The organism is Segniliparus sp. (assembly GCF_051660745.1).
Lineage (GTDB): Bacteria > Actinomycetota > Actinomycetes > Mycobacteriales > Mycobacteriaceae > Segniliparus.
Window position 1 is genome coordinate 1 of sequence record NZ_JBOFQF010000011.1, and the last position, 23,670, is coordinate 23,670.

Sequence of the window (23,670 nt, forward strand, 5' to 3'; positions counted from 1 at the left end):
GTCTGCACCGCCACCATCGCAGGCGAAACAATCGCATACTGATCCCGCACCGACAACGTCACCGCCGTCCCATCCGGCAACGTCTGCGTCAACGAATCATCCGGCAGATCCACCGTCGTATCCGCAAACGCAACACCCGGCTCCGTCAGCCCCAACGCCAGACCGAAAACCAACGCCCACCCGCGCCGGGACGTCCAACTCTGCCCGCCCATCCACAAACCCTTCCGGTCAGCCTGCACTCCCCGGGCCATCCGGGCCGAGACTCGCGCCACATGCGCGCGGGCAGGAAGCTACCACCGGAAGAGAACGAGAACCATGCCGAAAGCCGACAAGACAAAGACGGGAAGGTGACCGACAGAAGTTCGAGGCGGCATGCCCGCCATCTGCAGCTGGCCCCGTTGACGCGAATGGTCCCACAGGGTGGCGCGAGTTTCAGCCTTGCCCCGGCATTTCTCCGCATGAGCCCGTCGCAGCGGATCGAGCGAGCTCCGCCCGACGGAGCGGCGAGCGCTTCCGTCCGCAATTTCCCGCGAGCGCCGCTCCATGGAACCTCTCACTTGACAAATGGACCACTTTTGTCAAAAATCATCGCATGAGATGTGACTCTCACCGCCGTGCAGCGGTCGGCGAATGATCGCAGAGGGCCGATGACACTCCCCCAGGAATACAGTCCACACACCACGGCGCCGACGCTGGCGGTCGACATCGCGGCGTTGTACGAGCGCACACGCGCCCGTATGGGAGCAGAAGACCTCGCCCATATCCGCAATGTCGCCGCCTACTCGCAGGCGATCAAGCAACGCAGCCGAGCGTTGCTGCAAGAGGGCGGGGCGCCTCGCGCGTTCCGGCACGGCGTGGTGCTCTACGCGCTGCACACGCTCCTGGAGTTCTCCGAGTTGGGGCACAACATCCTGCACGGCAGCTACGACCACCTGCCGGATTGCGGGGAGTTCCATTCGGACCGGTGGCAGTGGGACATGAATGTCGACCCGCGCGAGTGGAAGGTGATGCACCATCAAAACCATCACCCGCACACCAACATCATCGACAAAGACCACGACCTCGGGTATTCCATCCTGCGGCTGCAGCCTGGCCAGGACTGGTTTGGCCATCACGCCGCGCAGCTCGCCCTCGTCGCGCCCGCGCTCTTCGCGACGATACCCTTCTTCTTCGGCGCTTACACCGCTTCCTCCGCCGCGCGAACAGAAGGCCGCAGCGTGTTGCGGCCCTCGACGTTCCGCGCCGTGACAAGACTCGTCGCCCGCCAGGCGCTCCGCGACTACGTGCGCGAGCCGATCGCGGCCGGCAGGCGGGCGCTGCACACCTTGGCAGGCAATGCGCTGGGGGTCGCGGCGGGCCATTTGGCCGTCGCGCTGCTCGTCGCGCTCGAGCACCACACCCCCAACGTCGAGGTCTTCCACGACCCGGGGCCGGAGGAGACTCCCGACCAATACTTCGAGCGCCAGATACGCTCCACCACGAACTTCGAGCCGTCCGAGCGGCTCGACCGCTGGCTGCAGAACATCCTGGCCGAGGTCGACTACCCGAACCCCCCTGACTTCCGGATCTTCTACGGCGGCTTGGACACGCACCTCGAACACCACCTGTTCCCCGATCTGCCGCCGAACCGGCAGCGCGAGATCGCCGAGGAGACCCGGGGACTGTGCGAGCGCCACGGACTGCTCTACAACATGTTCGCCATCGACCGCTACGTGCCCATGGCCGCGCAGAAACTGTCCTCGCTCGCCCTGCCCGTGGGCGAGCGAGAGGGCCCCAACCCCCTGAAGCTGCTGCGCAAGCCCATCGACACCGCGCGCCGCCTCGCGTTCGGCTCCCGCTTCCGCCGCCATCCCGACGAGCCTTACCTGCGGGCCACAAAATTCTTCAACGCGCAGGCGAAGGTCGTCTCCGCACGGGAGGAGGCTGACGGGCAAGCGCGCTGCTTCCGGATCGCCAAACCGCGCGGCTGGGACCACGTCGCGTGGCGGCCGGGGGCATTCGTCTCGGTGCGGGTGCCCGTCGGCGGCGAGGCCCTCGTGCGCCAGTACAGCCTTGTGCATGACAGCGACAGCAGCGACCATTTCGAGATCTGCGTCAAACGCGTCGCAGGCGGCCGCGCTTCCAACTACCTCAACGACGCGCTGCGCGAAGGCAAGCGGATCACGTTGGTGGGGCCGCCGACCAGTGGCGGCCCGTTCGTCATGGACAGCATCCCCCAGCAGCTGGCGTTCATCGCAGGCGGCGTCGGGATCACCCCGATCATCTCGATGCTCCGCGCTGTCGTCCGCGAAGCGCCCGACGCCGACGCGGTGCTGCTCTACTTCAACCACGACGAGCGCGCCGTCATCTTCGACCGCGAGATCCGCGAGCTCGCCAAAAGCGCCCGGATCCGGGTCGAGCGTTTCACCACCGGCCCCTCCGCCCGAGGCGGCAGCACGACCCAGGGACGGCTCTGCGCCGAGCTGCTCGCCCGCGAGATCGACGACCTCGCCCGACGAGACGTCTATGTCTGCGCGCCGCCGGGCATGGTCGACCTCGCCCGCAAGCTCTGCGCCGACTCCGGAGTGCCCGAGCACCGTTTCCACACCGAGTCGTTCGCCCCGCCCGTCCTGCAGCGCCCCGCCGGACGCGCCGATCAGCGACACACCGTGCGCTTCCAGCGCAGCGGCTCCGAAATCGAAGTCGACGGCCAGACCACGCTGCTCGAAGCCGCCCGCGCCGCGGGCGTCGACGTGCCCACCGGCTGCGAGCAAGGCCTGTGCCGCGCCTGCGTCACCGGCAAGCTGCGCGGTTTCGTCCAAGACGAGGACAAGGACAACCCGCAGACCCGCATCACCGTCTGCAACAGCTTGCCCGTCAGCGACATCGCCCTCGACCTCTGACAGGGAGCGCGCTGCCGCGCCGAACCTGAGCCGCAAGCGTGGACAAATCCGGGCCACCGCCTCGCCATCCGCCGCAGGGACGGCGGCCTCCCCCGCCGCACGGCCCGTTCGGGGCGCGTACACCTGGGCGTGCCGGGGATGAATTGTCCATGACAAGCCCGAAAAGCCCGCGCACTGCGCCTTCCAGCGAGCAGGGCCAGACCGGCAATATGACCGTATGATCACAAAAATTCGCGCCTCCGTCTCCGTCGCCGCCCTGCTCGCAGCAGCCCTCGTCGCCCCCGCCCCCGCCGCGTTCGCCTGGGGGAAGCAGGGCCACGACGTCGTCGGCGGCTATGCCGACAACCACCTGGGCCCCGAGGCCAAGGGCGTGGTCGCCCGCCTGCTCGCGGGCGAGGCGAACCCGACGCTCGCGGGCGTGGCGACGTGGGCGGACGACATCCGCTCGAACGGCTCGGAGCTCGGCAAGACCTCCGCGCCGTGGCACTTCGCCGACATCGCCGACAACAACTGCGCCTACACCTCGGCGGCGGGCGGCGGGCAGAACGTCGTCGAGGCGCTGCGCACGCAGACCGCCATCCTCGCCGACACGACGAAACCGGACTCCGACCGCGCCCAGGCGCTCAAATTCGTCGTGCACTTCGTCGGCGACGCGCACCAGCCGTTCCACGCCGGGTACGAGAGCGACCGGGGCGGGAACGACCACCCCGTCACCTACAACGGCACGCACACCAACATGCACTCCGTGTGGGACACCCGCCTGCTCGCAACGCTCAAGCTCTCGGACGTCGCCCTCGTCGGGCGCCTCGAAGCGATGCCCGACGACCAGCTCCCCGCCCCCGACGTGCAGAACGACCCCGCGACGTGGGTCGAGGAGTCCTGCAACATCGCCATCCACGCCTACCCGGACTCCGCCACCATCGGGGCCGAGTACACCGACAAGTACCTCCCCGTCGCGGAGCAGCGGCTGCACCTGGGGGGCGAGCGCCTGGCGCAGCTCCTCAACGCCATCCTCGTCGGATAGCGCAGGAGTTCCGGCTCGGCGAGGGCGGCCTCAGCCGCCCTTGCCGAGCTGCACTGCCTTGACCACCAAGAGCACCGCGCCGACGACGAGGTACGTGCGCAGCGCGAGCATCGAGAATTTCGTCCCTGCCGACCATTGGACGGGTTTGAGCAACGCCAGCGGCGGCATGCGCCAGGACATCTTCGCGCTGTGCGACAGCACCGGCGACTCTGCCTTCGCCGCTGCCGGGGCTCGGCGCTCCAACCGCCGGAGCACCGCCCATGCGGCGGCGACGACCACAACGATCCCCACCGCCAGCCAGATCGCGAGCTGCACCACGTCAAGCCCTGGGAAGAGCGTTGTCGCCATGAGGATCCCGGACAGCATCAGCAGCACGCCGACGATAACGGCCGCGACCGCGTTGAGCCAGCGGGGATTCACCCATGGGCCGAGCACCTCGCGGTCGTTGCAGAGCAGCAGGAGGAAGACGCTCGCCGAAGGGAGCAGCAAGCCCGCCAACGCCTGCACCGCCGTGGTGATCAGTCCGAGCGGCGCGCCGGGGATCAGCGTGATCCCGGCGGCGAGCGCGATCATCGCCGTGTAGGAGAAGTAGAACTGCTTGGCGTCCTTGAACCCCCGGTGCAGCGAGTGCCGGATACCGAAGACGTCGCCGAAGGCGTAGCTCGTGGAGAGCGTCACCGCCGCCGCGCCGATGATGCTCGCGTCGAGGAGGACGATGGCGAAGGCCTTGCCGAGCCAGTCCGTGTGCTGTGAGAGCATGCCCGCGATCTCCGCGACCCCGGTCGTCGCGTCGAACTCTTTGCCCGAGTTGCCGGTGGTCCGGGCCGCGAAGTCCGCGATCATGACGAGGGCCGCCGCGCCGAGCACCACGACGAACGAGCCGATCACCGTGTCGACCCGCTCGTAGCCGATGAACCGGGGGGTGATGCGCTTGTCGATGATGTTGGACTGCTGGAAGAAGAGCTGCCACGGCGCGACCGTCGTCCCGACCATGGCGATGATGAGGAGCACCGCGTCCGAGCTGATCCCGCCCCGGATGCTCGGGGTCACGAAATGCGCGGCCGCCTCGCCCCAATGCGGGTCGCAGAGGAACAAGAGCGGGATCTGGACCAGCGTGATGGCGATGAAGACGAACATCGCCTGTTCCCAGCGTTTGAAGCTGCCGGAGGCGATGATCGCCACGAGCGCCACCGCCGCTGTCGGCACCACCACGAGTTTTGGGATTCCGAAGACTTCCGAGGCCAAGGCGACGCCGATGAACTCGGTGATGATGGTGAGGAAGTTCAGGAGGAAGAGGTCGCCGACCGAGAACCAGCCCCAGCCTCTGCCGAAGCGCTCGTTGATGAGCCGGGCGTGCCCCACGCCGGTCACCGCGCCGAGGCGCACCACCATCTCTTGGTTGATGACGAGCACGGGTATCAGCAGCAGCAGCACCCAGAGGAGCGAGTAGCCGTAGCCCTGCCCGGCCTGGGCGTAGGTCGCCACCCCGCCCGCGTCGTTGTCGCCGACCATGACGATGATGCCCGGCCCCATGATCGCCAAAAGCGTGAGCGCCCGTTGCTTGAAGCTGGTGTGCTCGCCCGCCTCGCCGACCTTGATCTTCCCGAAAGCGCCCTCGATGTCGCCGAGGTGCGCCGAGTCGAGGACCGCCGACCGCTCGTGCTCCGCCTTCTGCTGCTCGACCAGCCGCCGCTCAGTCACGGGAGCCTCCTGGCGGGGTGTCGGACTCGACGGTCTCCGAGGCGGCCGACTCGGCGCGCGGATCAGGGGTCCGTCTTCGCCAGTCGTCCGGGATGATCTCTTCGAGGACGTCGTCCACGGTCACCACGCCGAGGATCTTCCCGTCCTGGTCCACCACCGGGATGGTCGGCAGGTTGTAGTCGTCCATGAGCAGGGCGACGTCCTCCAGGTCGGCCTCCGGGCCGACCCGCACCGGGTCGTCGTCCATCACCGAGACGAGCTGGGCTTCCGGCTCGGACTGCAGCAGGGTGATCACCTCGACCACGCCGACCAGCTGGCCGGACTCGCCCACGACGTGCGCGGTGACGAGGGACTCCGGCTCGAAGTCCTTCGCGGCGGAGATGGCCGCGATGGCCGTGCGCACTGTGGCCGTGGTCGGGAGGGAGATCACGTCCGTGTTCATCCGCCCGCCCGCGCTGCCTGGGTTGAACCCCATGAGCGTGAGCACCTTCGTGCGCTGCCCCGCAGGCAGCAAGTCGAGCACCTTGAGCCTCCGGGACTGGCGCAGCTCGCTGATCGCGTCCGCCGCGTCGTCGGCCTCCATATGCGTGAGCACCCCGGCGACTTCCTCGTCGCTCATCGTGCCGAGCAGCTTGTTCGCGTGGTCGGGGTCCATCTCCTCGAAGACGTCGGCCTCCAGCTCGGGATCGGCGCTCACCTGCTCCAAGATCTCCTCCCCCTCGGCCTTGTCCGCCTCCTCCAGGAGGTCGGCGAGGTCGGCGGGGTGCAGTTTCGCCAAAAGGCCCTGCTTCCCGCGCAGGAGCGCGCTCGGGTTGTGCCCGATGAGCGGGGCGAACGCCTTCCAGTCCCGGCCAGAGTGCCCGTCGCCTTGCCGGATGAGGCCGAAGAAGCGGGCCGGGCGGCGTGTGTCGAGCCGGGCGAGGACCCATCCTTCCGGGGTCTCTTCGAGCTCCACGTCCCACGCGCGGACCAGCTCGACCTCGGCCACGTCGATCAGCCGGTGGTCGAGGATGTCCGCAGACAGCAGCACCTCGCCCTCCCGCCGCTCGAAACTGCGCAAGTCGACCCGTTCGGAGCCGAGCTGGGCGCCGGTCGACGAGAGGGAGGCCACTTGGTCGGTAGAGATGTACACGCGCCTGCCGCCGACTTGCGCGACGAGCCCGGTGACGAGCGGGTACTCCGCGCCGCGCAGACGGACGATCACATCGTCCACCCTGCCGACTGTCTCGCCGGACCGGGCAGTCAGCGGACTTCGTAACAGTCCGGAAAGATGGAGGACGGCTGCGGTGGCCTGCTCGCTCATGGTCGACGCCTTCCTGAAGGTCCCCGCGCGCGGGGATTGGGGTGGGACTTCAGATCGAGACTCCAGGATGCCTTGCTGCGGCCCAGCGCTCGACACCGGGGTTCGGTTGGGCGAAACCCAAGTTTCGCCCAACCGCTTCGCCCGGAGACCCACGTCACTGGCCGGGGCCGCGACATCCGTCGGCCCGCCTCGGCCCCGGCGGGAGTAACCTCCTCGCAGCGGCGTGCTCGCGCCGTCCGATCGAACCGAGGAGCGCCGTGGCCGCCGACGAGAAAGTCCAGATCGACTTCAGCGGGCCGATGCAGACCTGCCTGCTCACGCTGTACGGCAAGGCGCTGGACGCGCGCTCGCCGAGGCCGCTTCTGGGCGACCGGTTCGCCTCGGCTGCCGTCGACCGCCTCGACTACGACTTCGGGCGGCTCAAGAGCCCGAAACGGCTGCAAAACGCCGCGTCCTCGCGGAGCAAGCACTTCGACGACCACGTCCGGCGCTTCCTGGCCGAATATCCCCGCTCGACCGTCCTGCACCTCGGGGCGGGCCTGGACACACGGGTCTGGCGCGTCGACCCTGGGCCCGAGACCATGTGGATCGACGTCGACCTGCCCGAGGTCGTCGCCGCGCGGGAGAAGCTCTTCCCCGCCCGCGAGCACTACCGCGCGTTCGCGGCCTCGGCCACCGACCCCGCCGTGCTGGAGCAAGCCCCTGCCGATCTGCCCGCGCTCCTGGTCGCCGAGGGCCTGACGATGTACCTCGACCCCGCCGAGGGCCGAGGCCTCTTCCGAGGGGCCGCCGAGCGCTTCCCCTCTGGGAGCATCGTGTTCGACGCGCAGAGCAAGCTCGCCAACCGCATGGTGGACCGGCTCCTGCGCCGCACCTTCGGACAGTCGATGATGCGCTGGCCCATCGACGATCCGGCGGCGCTGGCCGCGAGCCTGCCCCGCACGCGCTGCGTCGAGGCTCCCAGCGCGCTCGAAGTCTCTGCCCGGATCGCCCCGATGACCCGGTCCCAGCGGATCGGCGCGGCGATCATGCTGGCGATCCCGCCGTTGAAAAGCATCGGCCACTATGTGCAGTTCGATTTCGGCTAAACGTCAGCCTCTCCAGAGGCCCGCGTTCTGCAGCATCCTTCTTCTCGCTCGAAGATGACTCAGATGCTCTTTCCCCTCTGGAACTTCTCTTTTATACCGTTCGATCCACCCTTGGCCTAGGGACTGTAACAAATCATCGTCCAGACGACGCACATGCATCGCCGGATATGAATACCCCATTGCCTGTGCGACTAACTCATGGTTAACATCCTGTAGCGTCGCACTAAGTTCTTCAATCGAATCGATTCCATGAAGGACCAACAACCCTGAAATCCAATCGTATGACATGCGCTTCGAAGGGCCAACTCCAGAATATCGCTGCTCCAGGAAGGACCGGAGCGAAGCTCCGGTCAACCATGTTCTGGCAAACGAATTCCCCTTAGATGAGGACGTAGGTATCTTCTCGCCTTGCGAAACTCCGCTAGAAGCCTCCCGGACTACGCGTCCAATCTCGGCAAACTCTCGATCCAGCCTCTCAGCGTCCACGGCAGCGGCCTCGAAGCCACGGTCTATCTCAGGGTTCGCCCCCTTAGGGAAGCCGCCCTTGTAGCGCACCGAGTGCTCGTACTCCGCCCAAGCATGTTGGACAGCAGTGCGAACTTGGATCTCAAACCTCATATCCTCGAGGATTTTATATCCAGGTATACCAAAATAAGTAGGAAGAAGTTTCGCCACAAAATGCTTGCTGGCATAGCCAAACTCTCCTTTATCTCGCGTTTCCTTCCCTTTGTCCGCAGATTCGTCTAAAAAGAATTTTTGCCCTATGATCGCACACACATCTTCGACCGATGCTTCTGAATACGTAACTATTCTCGCGGCCACCAAATCCGTGATCTCTGTTAGTGGGTCTGAATATTTCAGAGATCCGTCAGCCGACTCTTTAGTGCTTTTTTTCTCAAAAGATGCGACCTCTTTCGCGCGGGACTTCACCACAAGGTAAGTGATACTCGCTTCTTCCATGCATTCAGTAAGCACCTGGCGCAGTTTCTTCGCAGCCTTGACGTAAAGATCGCGACGCTGGCTATACAACTCCACATGATTCGCAAATATCTCCATCTTGCGAGACTCCAATCACTCCAGAACGAGCAGCAGATCGCCGCCTTCGACCCGCGCGATCTGGCTGACCGCGACCCGAGCGACCTTCCCCGCCTTCGGCGCGGTGATCGCCGCCTCCATCTTCATCGCCTCGATGGTCGCGATGGTGTCGCCCGCGCCGACCTCCTGCCCCAGTTCCACGCCGACCGTGACCGTGCCCGCGAACGGCGCGGGCACGTGCCCTGGATTGCCCCGGTCCGCCTTCTCCGCGACCGCGACGACGCTCGCCACAGAGCGGTCCCGCACCTGCACCGGGCGCAGCTGCCCGTTGAGGATGAACATCACCGTCCGCATGCCGCGCTCGTCCGCGTCGGAGATCGCCTCAAGGCCGATGAGCAGCTGCACGCCGGGCTCCAGCTCCACCCGGTGCTCGTCGCCTCGGCGCAGGCCGTAGAAGAACTGGTTCGCAGACAGGCGCGACGTGTCGCCGTACTGCTCGCGATGCGTGAGGAACTCGCGGGCCGGGCCGGGGAACAGGAGCCGGTTGAGAGTCGCGCGGCGTTCCACGCCGGAGCCGTCGAGCCCGGCCTCGTCCGCCTCGCCGAGCTCCGCGACGGGCTTCTCCGGAGCCCGGCCTGCCAGCGCCTTGGTGCGGAAGGGCTCGGGCCAGCCGCCCGGCGGGTCGCCCAGCTCCCCGCGCAGGAATCCGATGACCGAGTCCGGGATGTCGAACCGCGCCGGGTCCTCGGCGAACTCCTCGGCGCTCACCCCGGCGCCCACCAGCGCGAGCGCGAGGTCGCCGACCACCTTGGAGGACGGGGTCACTTTCACCAGGCGCCCGAGCATCCGGTCGGCGGCCGCGTAGCGCTCCTCCACCGCCTCGAACTTGTCGCCGAGGCCCAGCGCGATGGCCTGCTGGCGCAGGTTGGAGAGCTGCCCGCCGGGGATCTCGTGCGCGTAGACCCGCCCGGTCGGCGCGGGCAGGCCCGACTCGAAGGGCGAGTACACCTTGCGGATCGCCTCCCAGTAAGGCTCCAGCGCGCAGACTGCGGCGAGGCTCACCCCAGTGTCCTGCGGGGTGTTCGCGGCGGCCGCCACGATCGAGGACAGCGCGGGCTGGCTGGTCGTCCCGGAGAGCGGCGCGGCGGCGCCGTCCACCGCGTCCGCGCCCGCCTGCCAGGCCGCGTAGTACGTCGCGAGCTGCCCGCCCGGGGTGTCGTGGGTGTGCACGTGCACCGGGAGGTCGAACCGCGAGCGCAGGGCCGAGACCAGCGTCGCGGCCGCCGGGGGCCGCAAAAGGCCCGCCATGTCTTTGATCGCGAGGACGTGCGCCCCTGCCTCGACGATCTGCTCGGCGAGCTTGAGGTAGTAGTCCAGGGTGTACAGGCGCTCGCCCGGGTCGGAGAGGTCCCCGGTGTAGCAGAGGGCGACTTCGGCGACCGAGGAGCCGGTCTCGCGCACGGCGTCGATGGCCGGGCGCATCGAGTCGACGTTGTTGAGCGCGTCGAAGATCCGGTAGATGTCGATGCCCGTCGCGGTTGCCTCGCGCACGAACGCGTCGGTGACCTTCGTCGGGTACGGGGTGTAGCCGACGGTGTTGCGCCCGCGCAGCAGCATCTGCAGGCAGATGTTGGGGACCGCCTCGCGCAGGGCGGCGAGCCGCTCCCACGGGTCCTCCTTGAGGAACCGCAGCGCCACGTCGTAGGTCGCGCCGCCCCAGCACTCGATGGAGAGGAGCTGCGGCGTCATCCGCGCGATGTACGGCGCGACGGCGAGCAGGCCGGTGCTGCGCAGCCGGGTCGCGAGCAGCGACTGGTGCGCGTCGCGGAAGGTGGTGTCGGTCAGGCCCACCCCTGGGCTCTCGCGCAGGCGCCGGGCGAACCCCTCCGGGCCGAGCGCCAGCAGGCGCTGGCGCGAGCCCGCCTGCGGCTCGGCTTTCAGATCGATCTTCGGGAGCTTGTCGTGCGGGTACACCGTCGAGGGGCGCTCGCCATGCGGGCGGTTGACCGTGATGTCCGCCAGATAGTCGAGGATCTTCGAGGCCCGGTCCCCCGACTGCCGCGCGGTGAGCAGGCCGGGGCGCTCCTCGATGAACGACGTGGTGACCCGTCCCGCCTGGAAGTCCGGGTCGTCCAGCACCGCCTGCAGGAACGGGATGTTCGTGGCCACGCCCCGGATCCGGAACTCCGCGACCGCGCGACGGGCGCGCGAGACCGCTGTCTCGAAATCCTTCCCCCGGCAGGTGAGCTTGACGAGCATGGAGTCGAAGTGCGCGCTGACCTCGGCCCGCAGGCTCGTGCCGCCGTCGAGCCGCACGCCCGCGCCGCCGGGGCTGCGGTAGGCGGTGATCCGCCCGGTGTCCGGGCGGAAGCCGTTCGTCGGGTCCTCGGTGGTGATCCGGCACTGCAGCGCCGCGCCGTGCGGGCGGATCGAGTCCTGGGTCAGGCCCAGCTGCGCGAGCGTCTCTCCCGCCGCCACCCGCAGCTGGCTCTGCACCAGGTCCACGTCGGTGATCTCCTCGGTGACCGTGTGCTCGACCTGGATGCGCGGGTTCATCTCGATGAACACGTGCCTGCCCTGCTCGTCCACCAGGAACTCGACCGTGCCCGCGCAGCGGTAGCCGATGTGCCGGGCGAAGGCGACCGCGTCCGCGCAGATCCGCTCCCGCAGCTGTGGGTCGAGGTTCGGGGCCGGGGCCAGCTCGATCACCTTCTGGTGGCGGCGCTGCAGGCTGCAGTCCCGCTCGTAGAGGTGGATCACCGAGCCGGAGAAGTCCGCGAGGATCTGCACCTCGATATGCCTCGGGTTGATCACCGCCTGCTCGAGGAAGACGGTGCCGTCGCCGAACGCGGCCTCGGCCTCGCGGGAGGCCGCGAGGATCGCCTCGCGCAGCTCGGAGCGCTCGCCGACGCGGCGCATCCCGCGCCCGCCGCCGCCCGCCACAGCCTTCACGAAGACCGGGAACGACATCTCTTCGGCCGCTGCGAGCAGCTCCTCGACGTCCGAGGAGGGCGGGACCGAGGCGAGGACAGGCAGGCCCGCCTCGCGCGCGGCCGCGATCGCGCGGGACTTGTCGCCGGTGAGCTCGAGGATCTCGGCGGACGGCCCGATGAACGCGATCCCAGCCTCCGCGCAGGCGGCCGCGAGGGTCGGGTTCTCCGAGAGGAAGCCGTAGCCGGGGTAGATCGCGTCGGCCCCGCACCGCTTCGCGACCTCCACGACCGCGTCGACGTCGAGATACGCCCGCACCGGGTGTCCGATCTCGCCGATCTGGTAGGCCTCGTCGGCCTTGAGGCGGTGCAGCGAATACCGGTCCTCGTAGGGGTAGACCGCGACGGTGCTCGCGCCGAGCTCGAAGGAAGCGCGGAAAGCTCGGACGGCGATCTCGCCACGGTTTGCGACCAAAATCTTCGAGAACATGCGCAGTACGCTACAACATTCGCTCCATGGTCGTGCAGGTCATACGGCCTGGTCCGACGATCCGCCATATAGCTTCAGGGTCATATCTGCGCGCGCTCGCGGCGCTGCCGGGAGTTTCGCCAGGACGACCTGACAGACTCTGCGGCAAAACCGGGCAGGCGGAACACGGCGAGTGATACATATCTCTCGACCACTGCTTGTGGGACAACTGCCTATCTCAGGAATCGCCATGCGGAAACTCGCGCTCGCCGCGCTCGTCCTCGGGCCAGTCGCGCCGTTCCTCCTCTCGCCCGAGGCTTGGGCGGGCCCGCCCTACCGGAGCTGCGCCGAGGCCCGCGCGGACGGCGCGGCGCCCTTGTACAGAGGCGATCCGGGGTACAGCTCGAAGCTGGACCGCGACGGAGACGGCGTCGCCTGCGAGACGGGCGGCGGCTCGCGCTCTTCGTCCGGGGGACGCGGATCGGTCCCATCGGTTCCCACGCCTGCCCTCCCGACCAGCGCTCCCATGGCGCCCTTCGCGTCCACCTCTCCCCCGACGACGTCATCCTCGGCCTCGCCCGCCGGCTGCTCCGCGCCAGTCCTCGGCGCGCCATGCTGCAACGCCGAGCGTCATATCTTCGGCAAGGACGCGAGCGGCCAGGAATTTTTCTGCGTCTATCCAGAGAATCCCTCAGCCCCTCCGCAGTGGAACTTGATGAGCGCCACGTTCATCGGTGTGCAAGAACGGGGAGCGCCATGCTCTTCTCGGCAGAACTATGTGGCTGAGACTGCCATCGGGGTGCCGTTGTTCTGCACCGGCGCTGACAATATCTGGAAATCTGTGACCGAATAGCTCAGCTCCGCTTGGGCTTGGGGCCCCGCTTCTCGCGCTCGCGGACGTTGATCTGGATCGGGGTGCCCTCGAAGCCGAAGGTCTCGCGGAGCTTGCGCTCGAGGAAGCGCCGGTAGCCGGCCTCCAAGAACCCCGTGGTGAAGAGCACGAACGTCGGCGGCTGCGTGGTCGCCTGGGTGGCGTAGAGGATCCTCGGGATCCTCCCCCCTCGCGGCGGGGGCGGCGTGGCCGCGACGACCTCGGAGAGCCACTGGTTGAGCTCGCCGGTCGGAATGCGCTGCTCCCAGTTCGCGAGCGCGACGCGCAGCGCGGGGGCCAGCTTGTGCACCGCCCGGCCCGAGAGCGCCGAGATGTTCACCCTCGGAGCCCAGGTCACCCTGGTCAGGCCTCGGTCGAGCTCCTTCTCCAGCGTCAGCCTGCGGTCCTCGTCCACGAGATCCCATTTGTTGCAGGCGATGACCAAGGCCCGGCCCGATTCGCCGACCATCCCGAACACTCGCTGGTCCTGCTCGGTGAGCGGCACGGACGCGTCGATGAGGACGATCACGACCTCGGCGGCCTCGATCGCGCTCTTGGTCCGCACAGCGGCGTAGAACTCGTGCCCGGAGGCTTGGCCGACTTTGCGGCGCAGGCCTGCGGTGTCCACGAACTGCCACTCCTCGTCGTCGAGGGTGATGAGGGAGTCGACCGGGTCCACCGTGGTGCCCGCCATCTCGTTCACCACGGAGCGGTTCTCGCCTGCGAGCTTGTTGATGAGGGAGGACTTGCCCACGTTCGGCCTGCCGATGAGGGCGACTCGCCGAGGCCTCGGCCCGTCGTCCTCGGCGACCAGCACGGCGGGCACCGACTCGAGCGCGGCGTCCAAGAGGTCCCCGGCCCCCTTGCCGTGCAAGGCCGAGACCGGGTAGGGCCTGCCGAGCCCGAGCGACCACAGCCCCGAGGACTCGTCCTCGATCTGCGGGTTGTCCGACTTGTTCCCCACCAGGAAGACCGGCTTTTTCGAACGGCGCAGCGACTTCGCCAGCACTTCGTCCACCCCGGTCGCGCCTGCTTGCGCGTCCACGACGAGGAGGATCACGTCTGCGGTCGCCATGGCCAGTTCGGCCTGTTGCGCGATGGACAGCCCGATGCCAGTCGCGTCGGGCTCCCAGCCGCCGGTGTCCTGCACGAGGAAGCTCCGCCCGTTCCATTCGGCGTCGTACGAGACCCGGTCCCGCGTCACCCCGGGCACGTCCTCGACCACGGCAGCGCGCCTGCCGACGAACCGGTTCACCAATGTCGACTTGCCGACGTTGGGACGGCCCACAATGGCGATCACCGGCAAACGCTGCTCTGGATTTCGTCCCGTCATATCAATCTCCGCTCTTTCAGCACGCCCGCGAGCCGCTCGATGGCCTCCTGCGCCGACAGCTCCGAGGTGTCGAGCAGCAGCGCGCCCTCGACCTGGCGGAACGGCGAAGCCTCGCGGCTCGAGTCGTACGCGTCTCGGCGTTCGAGGTCTTCGAGCACCTGGGTCCGGTCCCCGCCGACGCGCAATTCTTGGTTCTGCGCGGCCCGCCGGTCGGCGCGCGCGGCGGGCGAGGCGGTCAAAAACACCTTCACGTCCGCGTCCGGGGCCACGACGGACCCGATGTCGCGGCCCTCCACCACGATCCGGTCGTGCGCGGCGATCAGCGACCGCTGGATCGCGACCAGCTGCTCGCGCAGCTTCGGGGAGGCCGCGACTGCGGAGACCACGGTGGTCACCGCGTCGCCGCGCAGCTCGGCAGAGACCTCTTCCCCGTCGAGCCAGACCCGGTCGTCGTCCGGCTCGGTGCCGAGCGCCACCCGGCCCGTCGCGGACAGCCTCGCGCTGACCTCTGCCGTCGCGTCGTGGTCCGCAGGGTCCACGCCTTCGCGCAGCACCTGCAACGCGGCCACCCGGTACATCGAGCCGGTGTTCAAGTACTTCGCCCCGCTCGCGACCGCGAGGCCCTTCGCGACCGTCGACTTCCCCACGCCGCTCGGCCCGTCGATCGCCACGACCAGACGACCCTCTCGTCCGTTCACTCGCGCACCGCCTTCTGATCCACGGCGGCCCACAACGCGCCGACCTCTGCTGGGCGGAGCGCCCGCAGCGCCCCTGTCTTCAAATCGCCGAGCCGGATCGGGCCGATCCGCAGTCGGGCGAGCTCGACCACCGGGTGCCCGACCTCCTCGAACATCCGGCGCACGATCCGGTTGCGGCCCTCGTGCAGCGTGATCTCCACGACGGTGCGGTCCCGCTGCGAGCCCCGCACGGCGACGTCGTCCGCCCGCGCGGGCCCGTCCTCCAGCGTCACGCCCGAACGCAGCCGCTCCACCGCGCGTCTCGCGACGGAGCCGCGCACGGTGGCGAGGTAGGTCTTGGGGATCTCGTACGAGGGGTGGATGAGCCGGTGCGCGAGCTCGCCGTCGTTGGTGACCAACAACAGCCCCGTGGTGTCGCCGTCGAGCCGCCCGACGTGGAAGAGCCCCGGCGGCAGGTCCGATTGTTCGCGCAGCAGATCGCCGACACACCACCCGTGGGCGTCAGACATGGCCGTGACCACGCCTTTTGGTTTGTTGAGCGCGTAGGTGGCGTGCCGGTCGTCCACCGCGATCCGCTTCCCGTCCACCTCCACGATGGCGACTTCGGGGTCCACGAGCACGCCCTGCTCGGTGACGAGCCGGCCGTCCACCGACACACGGCCCTCCGCGATCAGCTGCTCCGAGCCCCGGCGGGAGGCGACGCCTGCGCGCGCCAACACTTTGTGCAGGCGCTGAGCTTTCTCTCCGCAGCCGACGGGCTGGGGTCCGGGGGCGGGGTCATTCGACATCGACATTCCAGACTAGCGGAGCGGGCTCTATGCTCTGTGCCATTTCGAGCCTGGGATCGGTCAAAATCTCCTCGACGGACTCGGGGCCGGGCAACAGCGGCTCGATGTCGGGCAGCTCCGCGAGCGACGCAATCCCCAGCTGCTCCAGGAGTCCGTCGGTCGTCTCGTAGACGATCGCCCCGGTGCCCGGCTCCGTCCCGGTTGGGGCCAAGAGCTCGCGCGCGACCAGCGAGCGCAGCACGCCGTCGCTGTCCACTCCTCGGATCGCGTTGATCTGCGACCGGGTGACGGGCTGCCGGTACGCCGCGATGGCGAGCGTCTCCAACGCGGCCCCCGAGAGCTTCACCCGGCCCTGCTCGCGAAGGAACGCGCGCACCGCCCAGGACTGCGGCCCGCTGGTGTAGAACCGCCAGCCGTCCCCGACTTCGCGCAGTTCGATACCGCTTTCCCGGCTCGCGAGCTCGTCGGCCAGGGCGCGCAACGCCGCGTCGACTCTGGCAACGGGCTGGCCGACCGCCTCGGCGAAATCCTGCGCGGGCGCGGGCGCGGAGACAACCAGGAGCATCGCCTCGAGGGCGGCGCGCAGCGCGTCGTCGGCGAGCTCCTGCGGCGGGGGCTCGAGCTCCCCCGTCATGCGGCGGCCACCGCCCGCAGCCGGAGCGGGGCGAGCGGCTCGTCCTGCTCGAATTCGATCTTCGCCTCGCCGTGCAGGCGCAGCACCGCGAGGAAACGCGCCACCCACAACTCCCTGCTGCCAAGGATCTCGGCCACCAGCTCGGTGAAATCCCACCACTGCGAAGGCTCCCTGCCGCCGATCAGGCCGAACAGCAGCATCGCCTGTTCCGCGACGCTCACCGGCTTGGTGTGCATATGCCCGGTCGCGACCTCGGGGACGGGCTTCGGCGCGAGCGCTTCGGCGGCGATCTTGGCGAACGACAGGAGGTCCACGCCGATGCTCGCAGGCTTCGCCTTGGCCGCGCGCGCCTCCTCTTCCACAGCGGCGGGCGCTGCGGGGAAACGCCGCTCCGAATCGGCCATGAGCTCGGCGAACCGTGCGGCGACAGCACGATAGGCCCGATATTGCAGGAGTTTCGCGAAGAGCACGTCGCGCGCCTCCAGCAGGGCGAGCGCCTCGGGGTCCTCGGGCTCGGACGACGGCAGCAGTCGCGTCGCTTTGAGCTGCAGGAGCGTCGCGGCGATGACGAGGAACTCGGTGATCGCGCCGAGGTCACCCGTTCCCATCGGAATTCTTGGCCCTCCCGCCATGTCTGCCGCAATCGTTTGATCCTCGCCAGGGAGCCAAGAATTCCGACGGGGCCCTTGGGCGGCGGCGAACCGGTCGCCGAGTTTGCGCGTGTGGGCGATGAACTCGTCGGTGACCTCGGCGAGCGCGAGGGTCGTGAGGTCCAGCTCTCGCTTCGAGATCAAGTCCAGAAGGAGTTCGAACGGCCCCGAGAAATTCGAGATGGTGAGCTCAAACGACGGCTTGGTCATGACTCGCTGCGGGAGATGAACTCTTTGCCCAGGTCCAAGTATGCTTTCGCGCCCGCGGACTCGGGGGCCCAGGTGATGATCGGCTCCCCGGCGACGGAAGTCTCGGGGAACCGGACGGTCCGGTTGATCACCGTGTCGAAGACGGTGTCGTCGAACACCTCGACCACGCGGGTCATGACCTCGCGGGCGTGCAGCGTGCGCGAGTCGAACATCGTCATGACGATGCCGACGATGTCGAGCTTCGGGTTGAGCCGGTCGCGCACCTTCTCGACCGTGTCTTGGAGGAGGGCGAGGCCTCGGAGGCTGAAGAACTCGCACTCCATCGGGATGAGCACGCCCTCCGCGCAGGCCAAAGCGTTGAGCGTCAACAGGCCGAGGCTGGGCTGGCAGTCGATGAGGATGTAGTCGTAGTCCGCTTCGACGCTGCGCAGCGCCCTGCCCAGCGCATGCTCGCGGCCCACCTCGTTGACGAGTTGGATCTCGGCGGCCGAAAGGTCGATATTGCTCGGCAGGAGGTCGAGCCCGTCGAGCCTGGTGCGCATGAGGACGTCGTCGATGTCGGCTTTCGGGCCGACGAGGAGGTTGTGCACCGTGTTCTCAAGGTCGTGGTGCGCGACCCCGAGCCCTGCGGAGAGGGCGCCCTGGGGGTCGAGGTCCACGAGCAGCGTGCGCCTGCCGAATTTCGCGAGGGCGGCGCCGAGGTTGATCGTCGAGGTGGTCTTCCCCACCCCGCCCTTCTGGTTGCAGACCGCGATGATCTTCGCTGGACCATGGGTTTTCAGCTGCTGCGGTTCGGGGAGAGGGCGTTTGGGCCGGCCGGTGGGGCCGAGCTCCGGCTCTTCGCCTGCGGCAGGCAGATCCACCAGCGGTGGTTGCTGCGTCGTCATGACCGTGCAGTTTACCCGTCGCGGGACAACGTGTCCGACCGACAGGCCTACTTCCCCGCAGCCTGCCCCGCCGCGAGGTGCTCGGCGAAGGTCACGCGGCCGTAAGGAGCCTCGGGCGCGAGGTTGTGCCCCGCCGCGTAGCCCGCGAAGGTTTTCCCCGGCAGCCAGAACGGGACGACCGGTTTGCGCGATCCAACAGAAGCCTTCCACTGCCTGGCCCATTCGGCGGCCCTGGCGGCCTCGGGGCCCGCGATGTCGGCGGCCCGGCCCTGCGGCGCGCCGTTCGCGATCTCGACGATCCGTTTCGCCGCGTCGCCGACGGCGATCGGCTGGAACGAGAACGCCGGGGCGAACAGCGCGGGCAGGCGGCGCTGCGCGGTGAAGATCTGCTCGACGAACGAGTGGAACTGCGCGATCCGCAGGACGGTGTGCGCGAGGCCGGAGCCGCGCAGCAGCTCTTCGATGGCGAGCTTCGTCTTGTAGTACGGCAGCGGGATCTTGTCCACCCCGATGATCGAGACGAACACCAGGTGGCCGACCCCAGCGGCTTTCGCGGCCTCGACCAGCTTCTCCGTGACCGGCACGTCGCCCCTCGCCGCGCTGTCGCCCTTGCCGAACGTGCTCACCATGTGCACGATCACGTCGACGCCCGCGACGGCTTCGGCGACGCCCGCCCCGCTCGTCACGTCGGCGGTGACGAGCCCCGGCCCCGATTTGCGGGAGAGGACGCGCACGTCGTGCCCTGCCGCGCGCAATCCGGCGGTCGTCGGGACGCCGAGCTGGCCGGTTCCGCCTGTGACGAGTGTGGTGGTCATACGATGCTCCTTCGGTCGGTTCACCACTTCTGACCGGGCAGCTCCGCCATGTGTGACAACGCCGCGAGGCGGTCGAGCTGCGCCGCCGCGCGGGCCAGCTTCTGCGGGTTGAGCACCAACCGGATGTGCACGACCTTCTCGCCCGCGATCTCGAAGAACGCGACCAAGCGGAGAGCGCCGTCCGCCGCGAAGGCCAAAACGCACGGCTCGCCGTTGGCCTCGGCGAGCTCGAGCCGCAGCCCCGCGCTGAACCGCGCGGAGGAGAGCCCGGCGAAGTAGCGGGCGACTCGGTCCGCGCCTCGGATCGGATTGCGCGCGGCGGACACGAGGCCGCCGCCGTCCGCCGACGAGACGGCTTCGCTGGCGAGCATCGACTCCAGCGCCGCCATGTCTCCGCTCTGGGCGGCCGCCAAGAACCTCGCGACCAGCTCGGCCCACCGCGCCGGGTCGACCGTGCGCGCCGGTCGCGAGCCAACGCCCGCTTTCGCCCTGCTGTAGAGCTGACGGGCGTTGGCCTCGGACGTGCCGATCAGGGAGGCGACCTCGCGGTGGCTGTAGCCGAACGCCTCCCGGAGCACGTACGCGGCGCGTTCCGGCGGGGAGAGCCGCTCGAGCAGGACGAGCACCGCGACCGACACCGCCTCGCGCTGCTCGGCCGTCTCCAACGGGCCCAGCTCCCCGTCCTTGGTGAGCACCGGCTCGGGCAGCCACGGCCCGACGTACACCTCGCGCCGGGCTCGGGCGGAGCCCAATTCGTTGAGGCACAGGTTCGTCACCGTCTTGACGAGGAACGCGCCGGGGTTCACGACGCGGGCGCGGTCCGCGCCCTGCCAGCGCAACCACGCGTCCTGCACGGCGTCGTCCGCGTCGGCAGCGGAGCCGAGCATCCGGTAGGCGACGGCGAAGAGCACGCGGCGGTGCGCCGCGAACTCGTCCAGACCGTCGGAAGCCATGCCTCATTATCTGCCCGCCATTACCTGCCGGCCGCCGACTGCCCCGCCTTTGCCGTCACATTCCGGGCCGCCGTCCGGTCGTCCGAGTATGACGATCTCCGCACAACGAGCCTGCGCCGCGGCGTTGGCGGCCACCGCCGCCTGCACCGGGGTCTGGGCGCTGTTCTTCCCGCTGTCCTTCTACACGGATTTCCCGCTCTTCGGGAGCTTCTTCCATCACTGGGTGGACGGGCTCGGGCCGTACAACGAGCACCTGATCCGCGACGTCGGCGGCTTCTACGCAGGGCTGGGGGCGATGAGCGCGTGGGCCGCGCTGCGCGCAGAGCCCGGCTCTTTGCGGCTGCTCGGGCTCGGGTGGACGGTGTTCAACCTCGCGCATCTCGCCTTCCACCTCCAACACCTCGCGATGTTCGCCGTCCCCGACCAAGTCGGCATGACGGCGGTCCTCGGCGGATCGCTCGTGCTCTCCGCCCTCATGCTGCGCACGGCTCGCAAGTAATCTGGAGGAGTCCGCGCCGTCCAAACGCGGCCAAGAGCGTCACGCACCGTCGAAGGGGAGAAGCCAATGAGCATGTTCGGGTCCTACCGCCAGCCGCCGTTCCAGCCGCAGGACGGGCTGTTCCCCCGGCTCGGCACCGAGGACGTGGCCCACATCGAGGGCCTTGTCGCCGACGCGTTCGCGCAGCACAGCCTTCGCGCCTCGGTGAGCGGCGAAGAGGTCGCCGTCACCGGCGGACAGACGTACCGGACCAGGGAGGTCATGGACGCCTGCGCGGACGCGGGCGAGCCGGACTTCTGGCCCGAGGCTGTCGACCGCTGGGTGGCGAACATCGTCGCGGTCCGCAATATGCCGACCACGATCGAGTTCGACCAGGGCGACATGCTCTCGAAAGTGCACACCCGCATCGTCACGCCCGCCTTCGCCGAGGACTTGGACACGGAGCACACCTACCGCAAGCCGCTCGTTGGCCAGCTGGTCGGCGTTCTCGGCGTGGAACTGCCCCAGGTCACCGCCGTGCTCACCGACGAGGAGATCGCCGGGCACGAAGCCGAGGGGCTCTGGGCGCAGGGCCAGCGCGCGTCGAACTACCTCAAGGTGCAGCCCCAGCCCGTGCCCAACAGCAAGTACGACCTGAAGTTCGTCATCGGCGACACCGTCTTCATCTCCGGGAAGGTCCTCGACTTCCCCGCCCTCCTTGAGAACCTGATCGGCGAGGCGAGGCACGGCGTGCTCTTCTCCGTTCCCGCCGCGAACATCCTGATCTGGCACGTCCCGCGCGAGTCCACGGCGGCGCTGCGCGGCATGGACGAATTGGGCCAGTCGACCTGGCTCACGTTCAAAGACACCCCGGCCCCGCTCTCCACCGAGGTCTACTTCTGGCATGAGGGGCAGTACAGCAGGGTCACGTTCCTCGACGAGGACGGCGCGCGCCAGCGAGACCCCCAGACGCCGTTCTGGGGCGTGCTCGACGACTTGGACGGCGGCCCGAGCACTCCGTGGTGAACAAAGAGGCGAACACCGGCTGACGAGCTGGATAATTTCTGACGACTCCGCCCCGCCCTTGGTGCGCGCCGAATCCGCAAGGACGATAATGGCGGGGTGGCGCAAGCGTTCTCCCCTATCGCAGTCCTCCGTTGGCTCACCGCGGGCTACCCGCAAGGCGTGCCTCCCCAGGACCGCATCCCGCTGGTCGCGCTCTTGCGCCGCAGGCTCACCGAAGAGCAGGTGCAGGAAGTGGTCAGCACGCTCGTCGACCCGGAATCCGACGCGCTGGAGGACGGGGTCATCAACAAGGACGAGATCTCCGCGTCGGTCTCCGAGGTGAAGGGCGCGGAGCCGACCGAGGAAGACATCGCGCGCGTCGCCGAGAAACTCGCCGCAGGCGGCTGGCCGCTGGACGAGGACGACTTCGACTTGACCGCGACCCCGTAAGACCACCTGTCAGACAAAGAAAGTCAGACAAAGAAAGAAGGGCCTTCCGCGCGGAAGGCCCTTCTTTCTTTGTCTGACAGGATCAGTGTCCGCCGAGGACCTCGGAGACCGAGCCGCCGAAGTTGCTCTGGCAGCCCGCGATCGCCGAGTTCACCAGCGACGCGTCGGCGCCGGAGGACGCGGACAGGCTCGCGCCCCGGTACGAGAGGATGTCGCGCACGATGCTCACCTGGGTCTCGGGCCGCGAGGACAAGAAGTCGGCGCATCTCGTCCCGAGATCGCCTGGCGCGGCGGCCGCGAACGACGGGGCGGCGAGCAGCGCGGCGATCGCGGCGAGCGGGGCCGCGACAGCCAACCGGGAACCGGTCCGGGAGAAGGTCGTGTGCTTCATAGCTCCGATGCTATGGCGGAAACCCGCCGCGAGACAGAGTCGCGACCAGTGAAAACCGGCTCTTAAAATCTTGTTATGTGACTGCTGCCATATTTCTTCGCGCGCTTTTCGTGATGCGCGCCACCACGCTTTTCTGCTCCGGCGGGAGTCACATGTCCCATGGCGCCCGCGCCATCGCGACCGGCTACCCCGATGCGGCGGTTTTGCCCCGTGCCAGGCTCGCGCGGGCCCTGGCCCAGCCCCGCGCGACGAACACGTCGACCACCGCGGGCAAGTGCTTTTTGGCCAGATACGTCCTGCGCGCGTCGAACGGCACGACGAGCAAGAACCTGCCCTGCCGCACGGCGCCCCACACCGCGTCGGCGACTTCCGCCGCCGTGGTCTTCGAGCCGCGCATGAACTTCCCGGTCAGCTCGGTGAAAAAGGGGTCGGTGCTGCGCATCCGGTCGGCGAGGTTCGTGGCGAAGAACGCCGGGCACACCACGGTCGTCTTGATCCCGTACGGGGCCAGCTCGTGGCGCAACGTCTCGGAGAGCGAGACGACCCCGGCCTTGGTCACGTTGTAGGAGGCCATGCCCGGCAGGTTCATGAGCCCCGCCAGCGAGGCGACGTTGACGATATGCCCCGACCGCTGGCGCTTGAAGAGCCCCGCCACCGCGCGGGAGCCCCACACGGGGCCGAGGAGGTTGATCTTGACGATCCAGTCCCAGTCCTCGGGCGAGATCTGTTCGAACTCGCCCGCCGCCGCCACGCCCGCGTTGTTCACCAACACGTCGAGGCCGCCCCATTCGCGCTCGCACCACGCGACCGCCTCCGCCCACGCGCCGGGGTCGGTGACGTCGAGACGGCGGAACGCCGCTTCGCCGTGCCGGGCGACCTCCTCGCGCGCCTTCTCCCCCGCCGTCTCGTCTATATCGGCGAGCAGCACCTTCGCGCCCGATCGCGCGAATCGCACGGCGATCTGCAAGCCCAGGCCCGAGGCCGCCCCGGTCACAAGAACACGTTTGCCCATGCCCAGCACCGTAGCACTCCGGCAGTGTGAGCGGAAACACTTCTGTGTCGCCGAAGGGCGGGC

Annotated in this window: 21 protein-coding genes and 1 pseudogene; 7 read left to right on the plus strand and 15 right to left on the minus strand. The window is 68.5% G+C overall.

Going from position 1 to position 23,670, the window contains the following annotated elements:
- Positions 1 to 212: pseudogene (locus ACRC20_RS03505) on the minus strand (MspA family porin); the annotation flags it as partial.
- Between the two features lie 435 nt (positions 213 to 647).
- Between ACRC20_RS03505 and ACRC20_RS03510 the strand changes: the two are divergent.
- Both ACRC20_RS03510 and ACRC20_RS03515 read left to right on the plus strand, forming a co-directional pair.
- Positions 648 to 2,882: an FAD-binding oxidoreductase gene (locus tag ACRC20_RS03510; protein WP_438684956.1), complete on the plus strand. Its 2,235-nt coding sequence runs from the start codon at positions 648 to 650 to the stop codon at positions 2,880 to 2,882.
- Between the two features lie 217 nt (positions 2,883 to 3,099).
- Entirely contained in the window at positions 3,100 to 3,906 is an 807-nt protein-coding gene (locus tag ACRC20_RS03515; protein WP_438684957.1) for a S1/P1 nuclease, read from the plus strand.
- Between the two features lie 30 nt (positions 3,907 to 3,936).
- Here ACRC20_RS03515 and ACRC20_RS03520 read toward each other — a convergent pair whose 3' ends face one another.
- On the minus strand, positions 3,937 to 5,607 hold the full coding sequence (locus ACRC20_RS03520) for an Nramp family divalent metal transporter (protein ID WP_438684958.1): 1,671 nt from the start codon (positions 5,605 to 5,607) through the stop codon (positions 3,937 to 3,939).
- Positions 5,600 to 6,910, minus strand: a complete 1,311-nt coding sequence (locus ACRC20_RS03525; RefSeq protein ID WP_438684959.1) for a magnesium transporter MgtE N-terminal domain-containing protein — start codon at positions 6,908 to 6,910, stop codon at positions 5,600 to 5,602. Before ACRC20_RS03525 ends, ACRC20_RS03520 begins: the two co-directional genes overlap by 8 nt.
- 257 nt (positions 6,911 to 7,167) lie before the next feature.
- Here ACRC20_RS03525 and ACRC20_RS03530 point away from each other — a divergent pair, with 257 nt between their 5' ends.
- Positions 7,168 to 7,998 (plus strand): class I SAM-dependent methyltransferase, encoded by an 831-nt coding sequence (locus ACRC20_RS03530; RefSeq protein WP_438684960.1) that lies wholly within the window; start codon positions 7,168 to 7,170, stop codon positions 7,996 to 7,998.
- Between the two features lie 3 nt (positions 7,999 to 8,001).
- On the opposite strand, the gene ACRC20_RS03535 is transcribed toward ACRC20_RS03530, so the two are convergent.
- Positions 8,002 to 9,054 carry a GTP pyrophosphokinase gene (locus ACRC20_RS03535; RefSeq protein WP_438684961.1) on the minus strand — a complete coding sequence of 351 codons (1,053 nt, stop codon included), beginning with the start codon at positions 9,052 to 9,054 and terminating at the stop codon, positions 8,002 to 8,004.
- Positions 9,055 to 9,069: 15 nt separating this feature from the next.
- On the minus strand, positions 9,070 to 12,453 hold the full coding sequence (locus tag ACRC20_RS03540; RefSeq protein ID WP_438684962.1) for a pyruvate carboxylase: 3,384 nt from the start codon (positions 12,451 to 12,453) through the stop codon (positions 9,070 to 9,072).
- Between the two features lie 229 nt (positions 12,454 to 12,682).
- Between ACRC20_RS03540 and ACRC20_RS03545 the strand changes: the two genes are divergently transcribed.
- Entirely contained in the window at positions 12,683 to 13,285 is a 603-nt protein-coding gene (locus ACRC20_RS03545; protein WP_438684963.1) for an excalibur calcium-binding domain-containing protein, read from the plus strand.
- 1 nt (position 13,286) lies between these two features.
- On the opposite strand, the gene der is transcribed toward ACRC20_RS03545, so the two are convergent.
- Genes der through ACRC20_RS03585 form a run of 8 tightly spaced genes read right to left on the minus strand, consistent with a single transcriptional unit; the run spans position 13,287 to position 20,271 of the window.
- Positions 13,287 to 14,636 (minus strand): ribosome biogenesis GTPase Der, encoded by a 1,350-nt coding sequence (gene der / locus ACRC20_RS03550; RefSeq protein ID WP_438684964.1) that lies wholly within the window; start codon positions 14,634 to 14,636, stop codon positions 13,287 to 13,289.
- A complete protein-coding gene (gene cmk, locus ACRC20_RS03555; protein ID WP_438684965.1) occupies positions 14,633 to 15,334 on the minus strand; it encodes a (d)CMP kinase in 702 nt (233 codons plus the stop codon). Before cmk ends, der begins: the two co-directional genes overlap by 4 nt.
- Positions 15,331 to 16,122: a pseudouridine synthase gene (locus ACRC20_RS03560; RefSeq protein ID WP_438684966.1), complete on the minus strand. Its 792-nt coding sequence runs from the start codon at positions 16,120 to 16,122 to the stop codon at positions 15,331 to 15,333. The genes cmk and ACRC20_RS03560 overlap by 4 nt, the downstream gene beginning before the upstream one ends.
- On the minus strand, positions 16,112 to 16,756 hold the full coding sequence (scpB, locus tag ACRC20_RS03565; protein WP_438684967.1) for an SMC-Scp complex subunit ScpB: 645 nt from the start codon (positions 16,754 to 16,756) through the stop codon (positions 16,112 to 16,114). The genes ACRC20_RS03560 and scpB overlap by 11 nt, the downstream gene beginning before the upstream one ends.
- A complete protein-coding gene (locus ACRC20_RS03570; protein WP_438684968.1) occupies positions 16,753 to 17,616 on the minus strand; it encodes a segregation and condensation protein A in 864 nt (287 codons plus the stop codon). The genes scpB and ACRC20_RS03570 overlap by 4 nt, the downstream gene beginning before the upstream one ends.
- Entirely contained in the window at positions 17,613 to 18,503 is an 891-nt protein-coding gene (locus tag ACRC20_RS03575; RefSeq protein WP_438684969.1) for a ParA family protein, read from the minus strand. The genes ACRC20_RS03570 and ACRC20_RS03575 overlap by 4 nt, the downstream gene beginning before the upstream one ends.
- A 47-nt stretch (positions 18,504 to 18,550) precedes the next feature.
- Positions 18,551 to 19,318: an SDR family oxidoreductase gene (locus tag ACRC20_RS03580; protein WP_438684970.1), complete on the minus strand. Its 768-nt coding sequence runs from the start codon at positions 19,316 to 19,318 to the stop codon at positions 18,551 to 18,553.
- A gap of 20 nt (positions 19,319 to 19,338) precedes the next feature.
- Positions 19,339 to 20,271, minus strand: a complete 933-nt coding sequence (locus ACRC20_RS03585) for an RNA polymerase sigma-70 factor (RefSeq protein ID WP_438684971.1) — start codon at positions 20,269 to 20,271, stop codon at positions 19,339 to 19,341.
- A gap of 88 nt (positions 20,272 to 20,359) precedes the next feature.
- Between ACRC20_RS03585 and ACRC20_RS03590 the strand changes: the two genes are divergently transcribed.
- The 3 genes from ACRC20_RS03590 (at position 20,360) to ACRC20_RS03600 (ending at position 22,204) form a co-directional block, all read left to right on the plus strand.
- Positions 20,360 to 20,770 carry a hypothetical protein gene (locus ACRC20_RS03590; protein WP_438684972.1) on the plus strand — a complete coding sequence of 137 codons (411 nt, stop codon included), beginning with the start codon at positions 20,360 to 20,362 and terminating at the stop codon, positions 20,768 to 20,770.
- A 66-nt stretch (positions 20,771 to 20,836) separates the two neighbouring features.
- Complete coding sequence (locus ACRC20_RS03595) at positions 20,837 to 21,775, plus strand: hypothetical protein (RefSeq protein WP_438684973.1); 939 nt, start codon at positions 20,837 to 20,839, stop codon at positions 21,773 to 21,775.
- 96 nt (positions 21,776 to 21,871) lie between these two features.
- Positions 21,872 to 22,204 (plus strand): DUF3349 domain-containing protein, encoded by a 333-nt coding sequence (locus tag ACRC20_RS03600; RefSeq protein ID WP_438684974.1) that lies wholly within the window; start codon positions 21,872 to 21,874, stop codon positions 22,202 to 22,204.
- Positions 22,205 to 22,286: 82 nt separating this feature from the next.
- Here the strand turns inward: ACRC20_RS03600 and ACRC20_RS03605 are convergent, their stop codons facing one another.
- Complete coding sequence (locus ACRC20_RS03605) at positions 22,287 to 22,595, minus strand: hypothetical protein (RefSeq protein ID WP_438684975.1); 309 nt, start codon at positions 22,593 to 22,595, stop codon at positions 22,287 to 22,289.
- A gap of 184 nt (positions 22,596 to 22,779) precedes the next feature.
- Positions 22,780 to 23,607, minus strand: a complete 828-nt coding sequence (locus tag ACRC20_RS03610; RefSeq protein ID WP_438684976.1) for an SDR family oxidoreductase — start codon at positions 23,605 to 23,607, stop codon at positions 22,780 to 22,782.
- Positions 23,608 to 23,670: the final 63 nt, after the last annotated feature.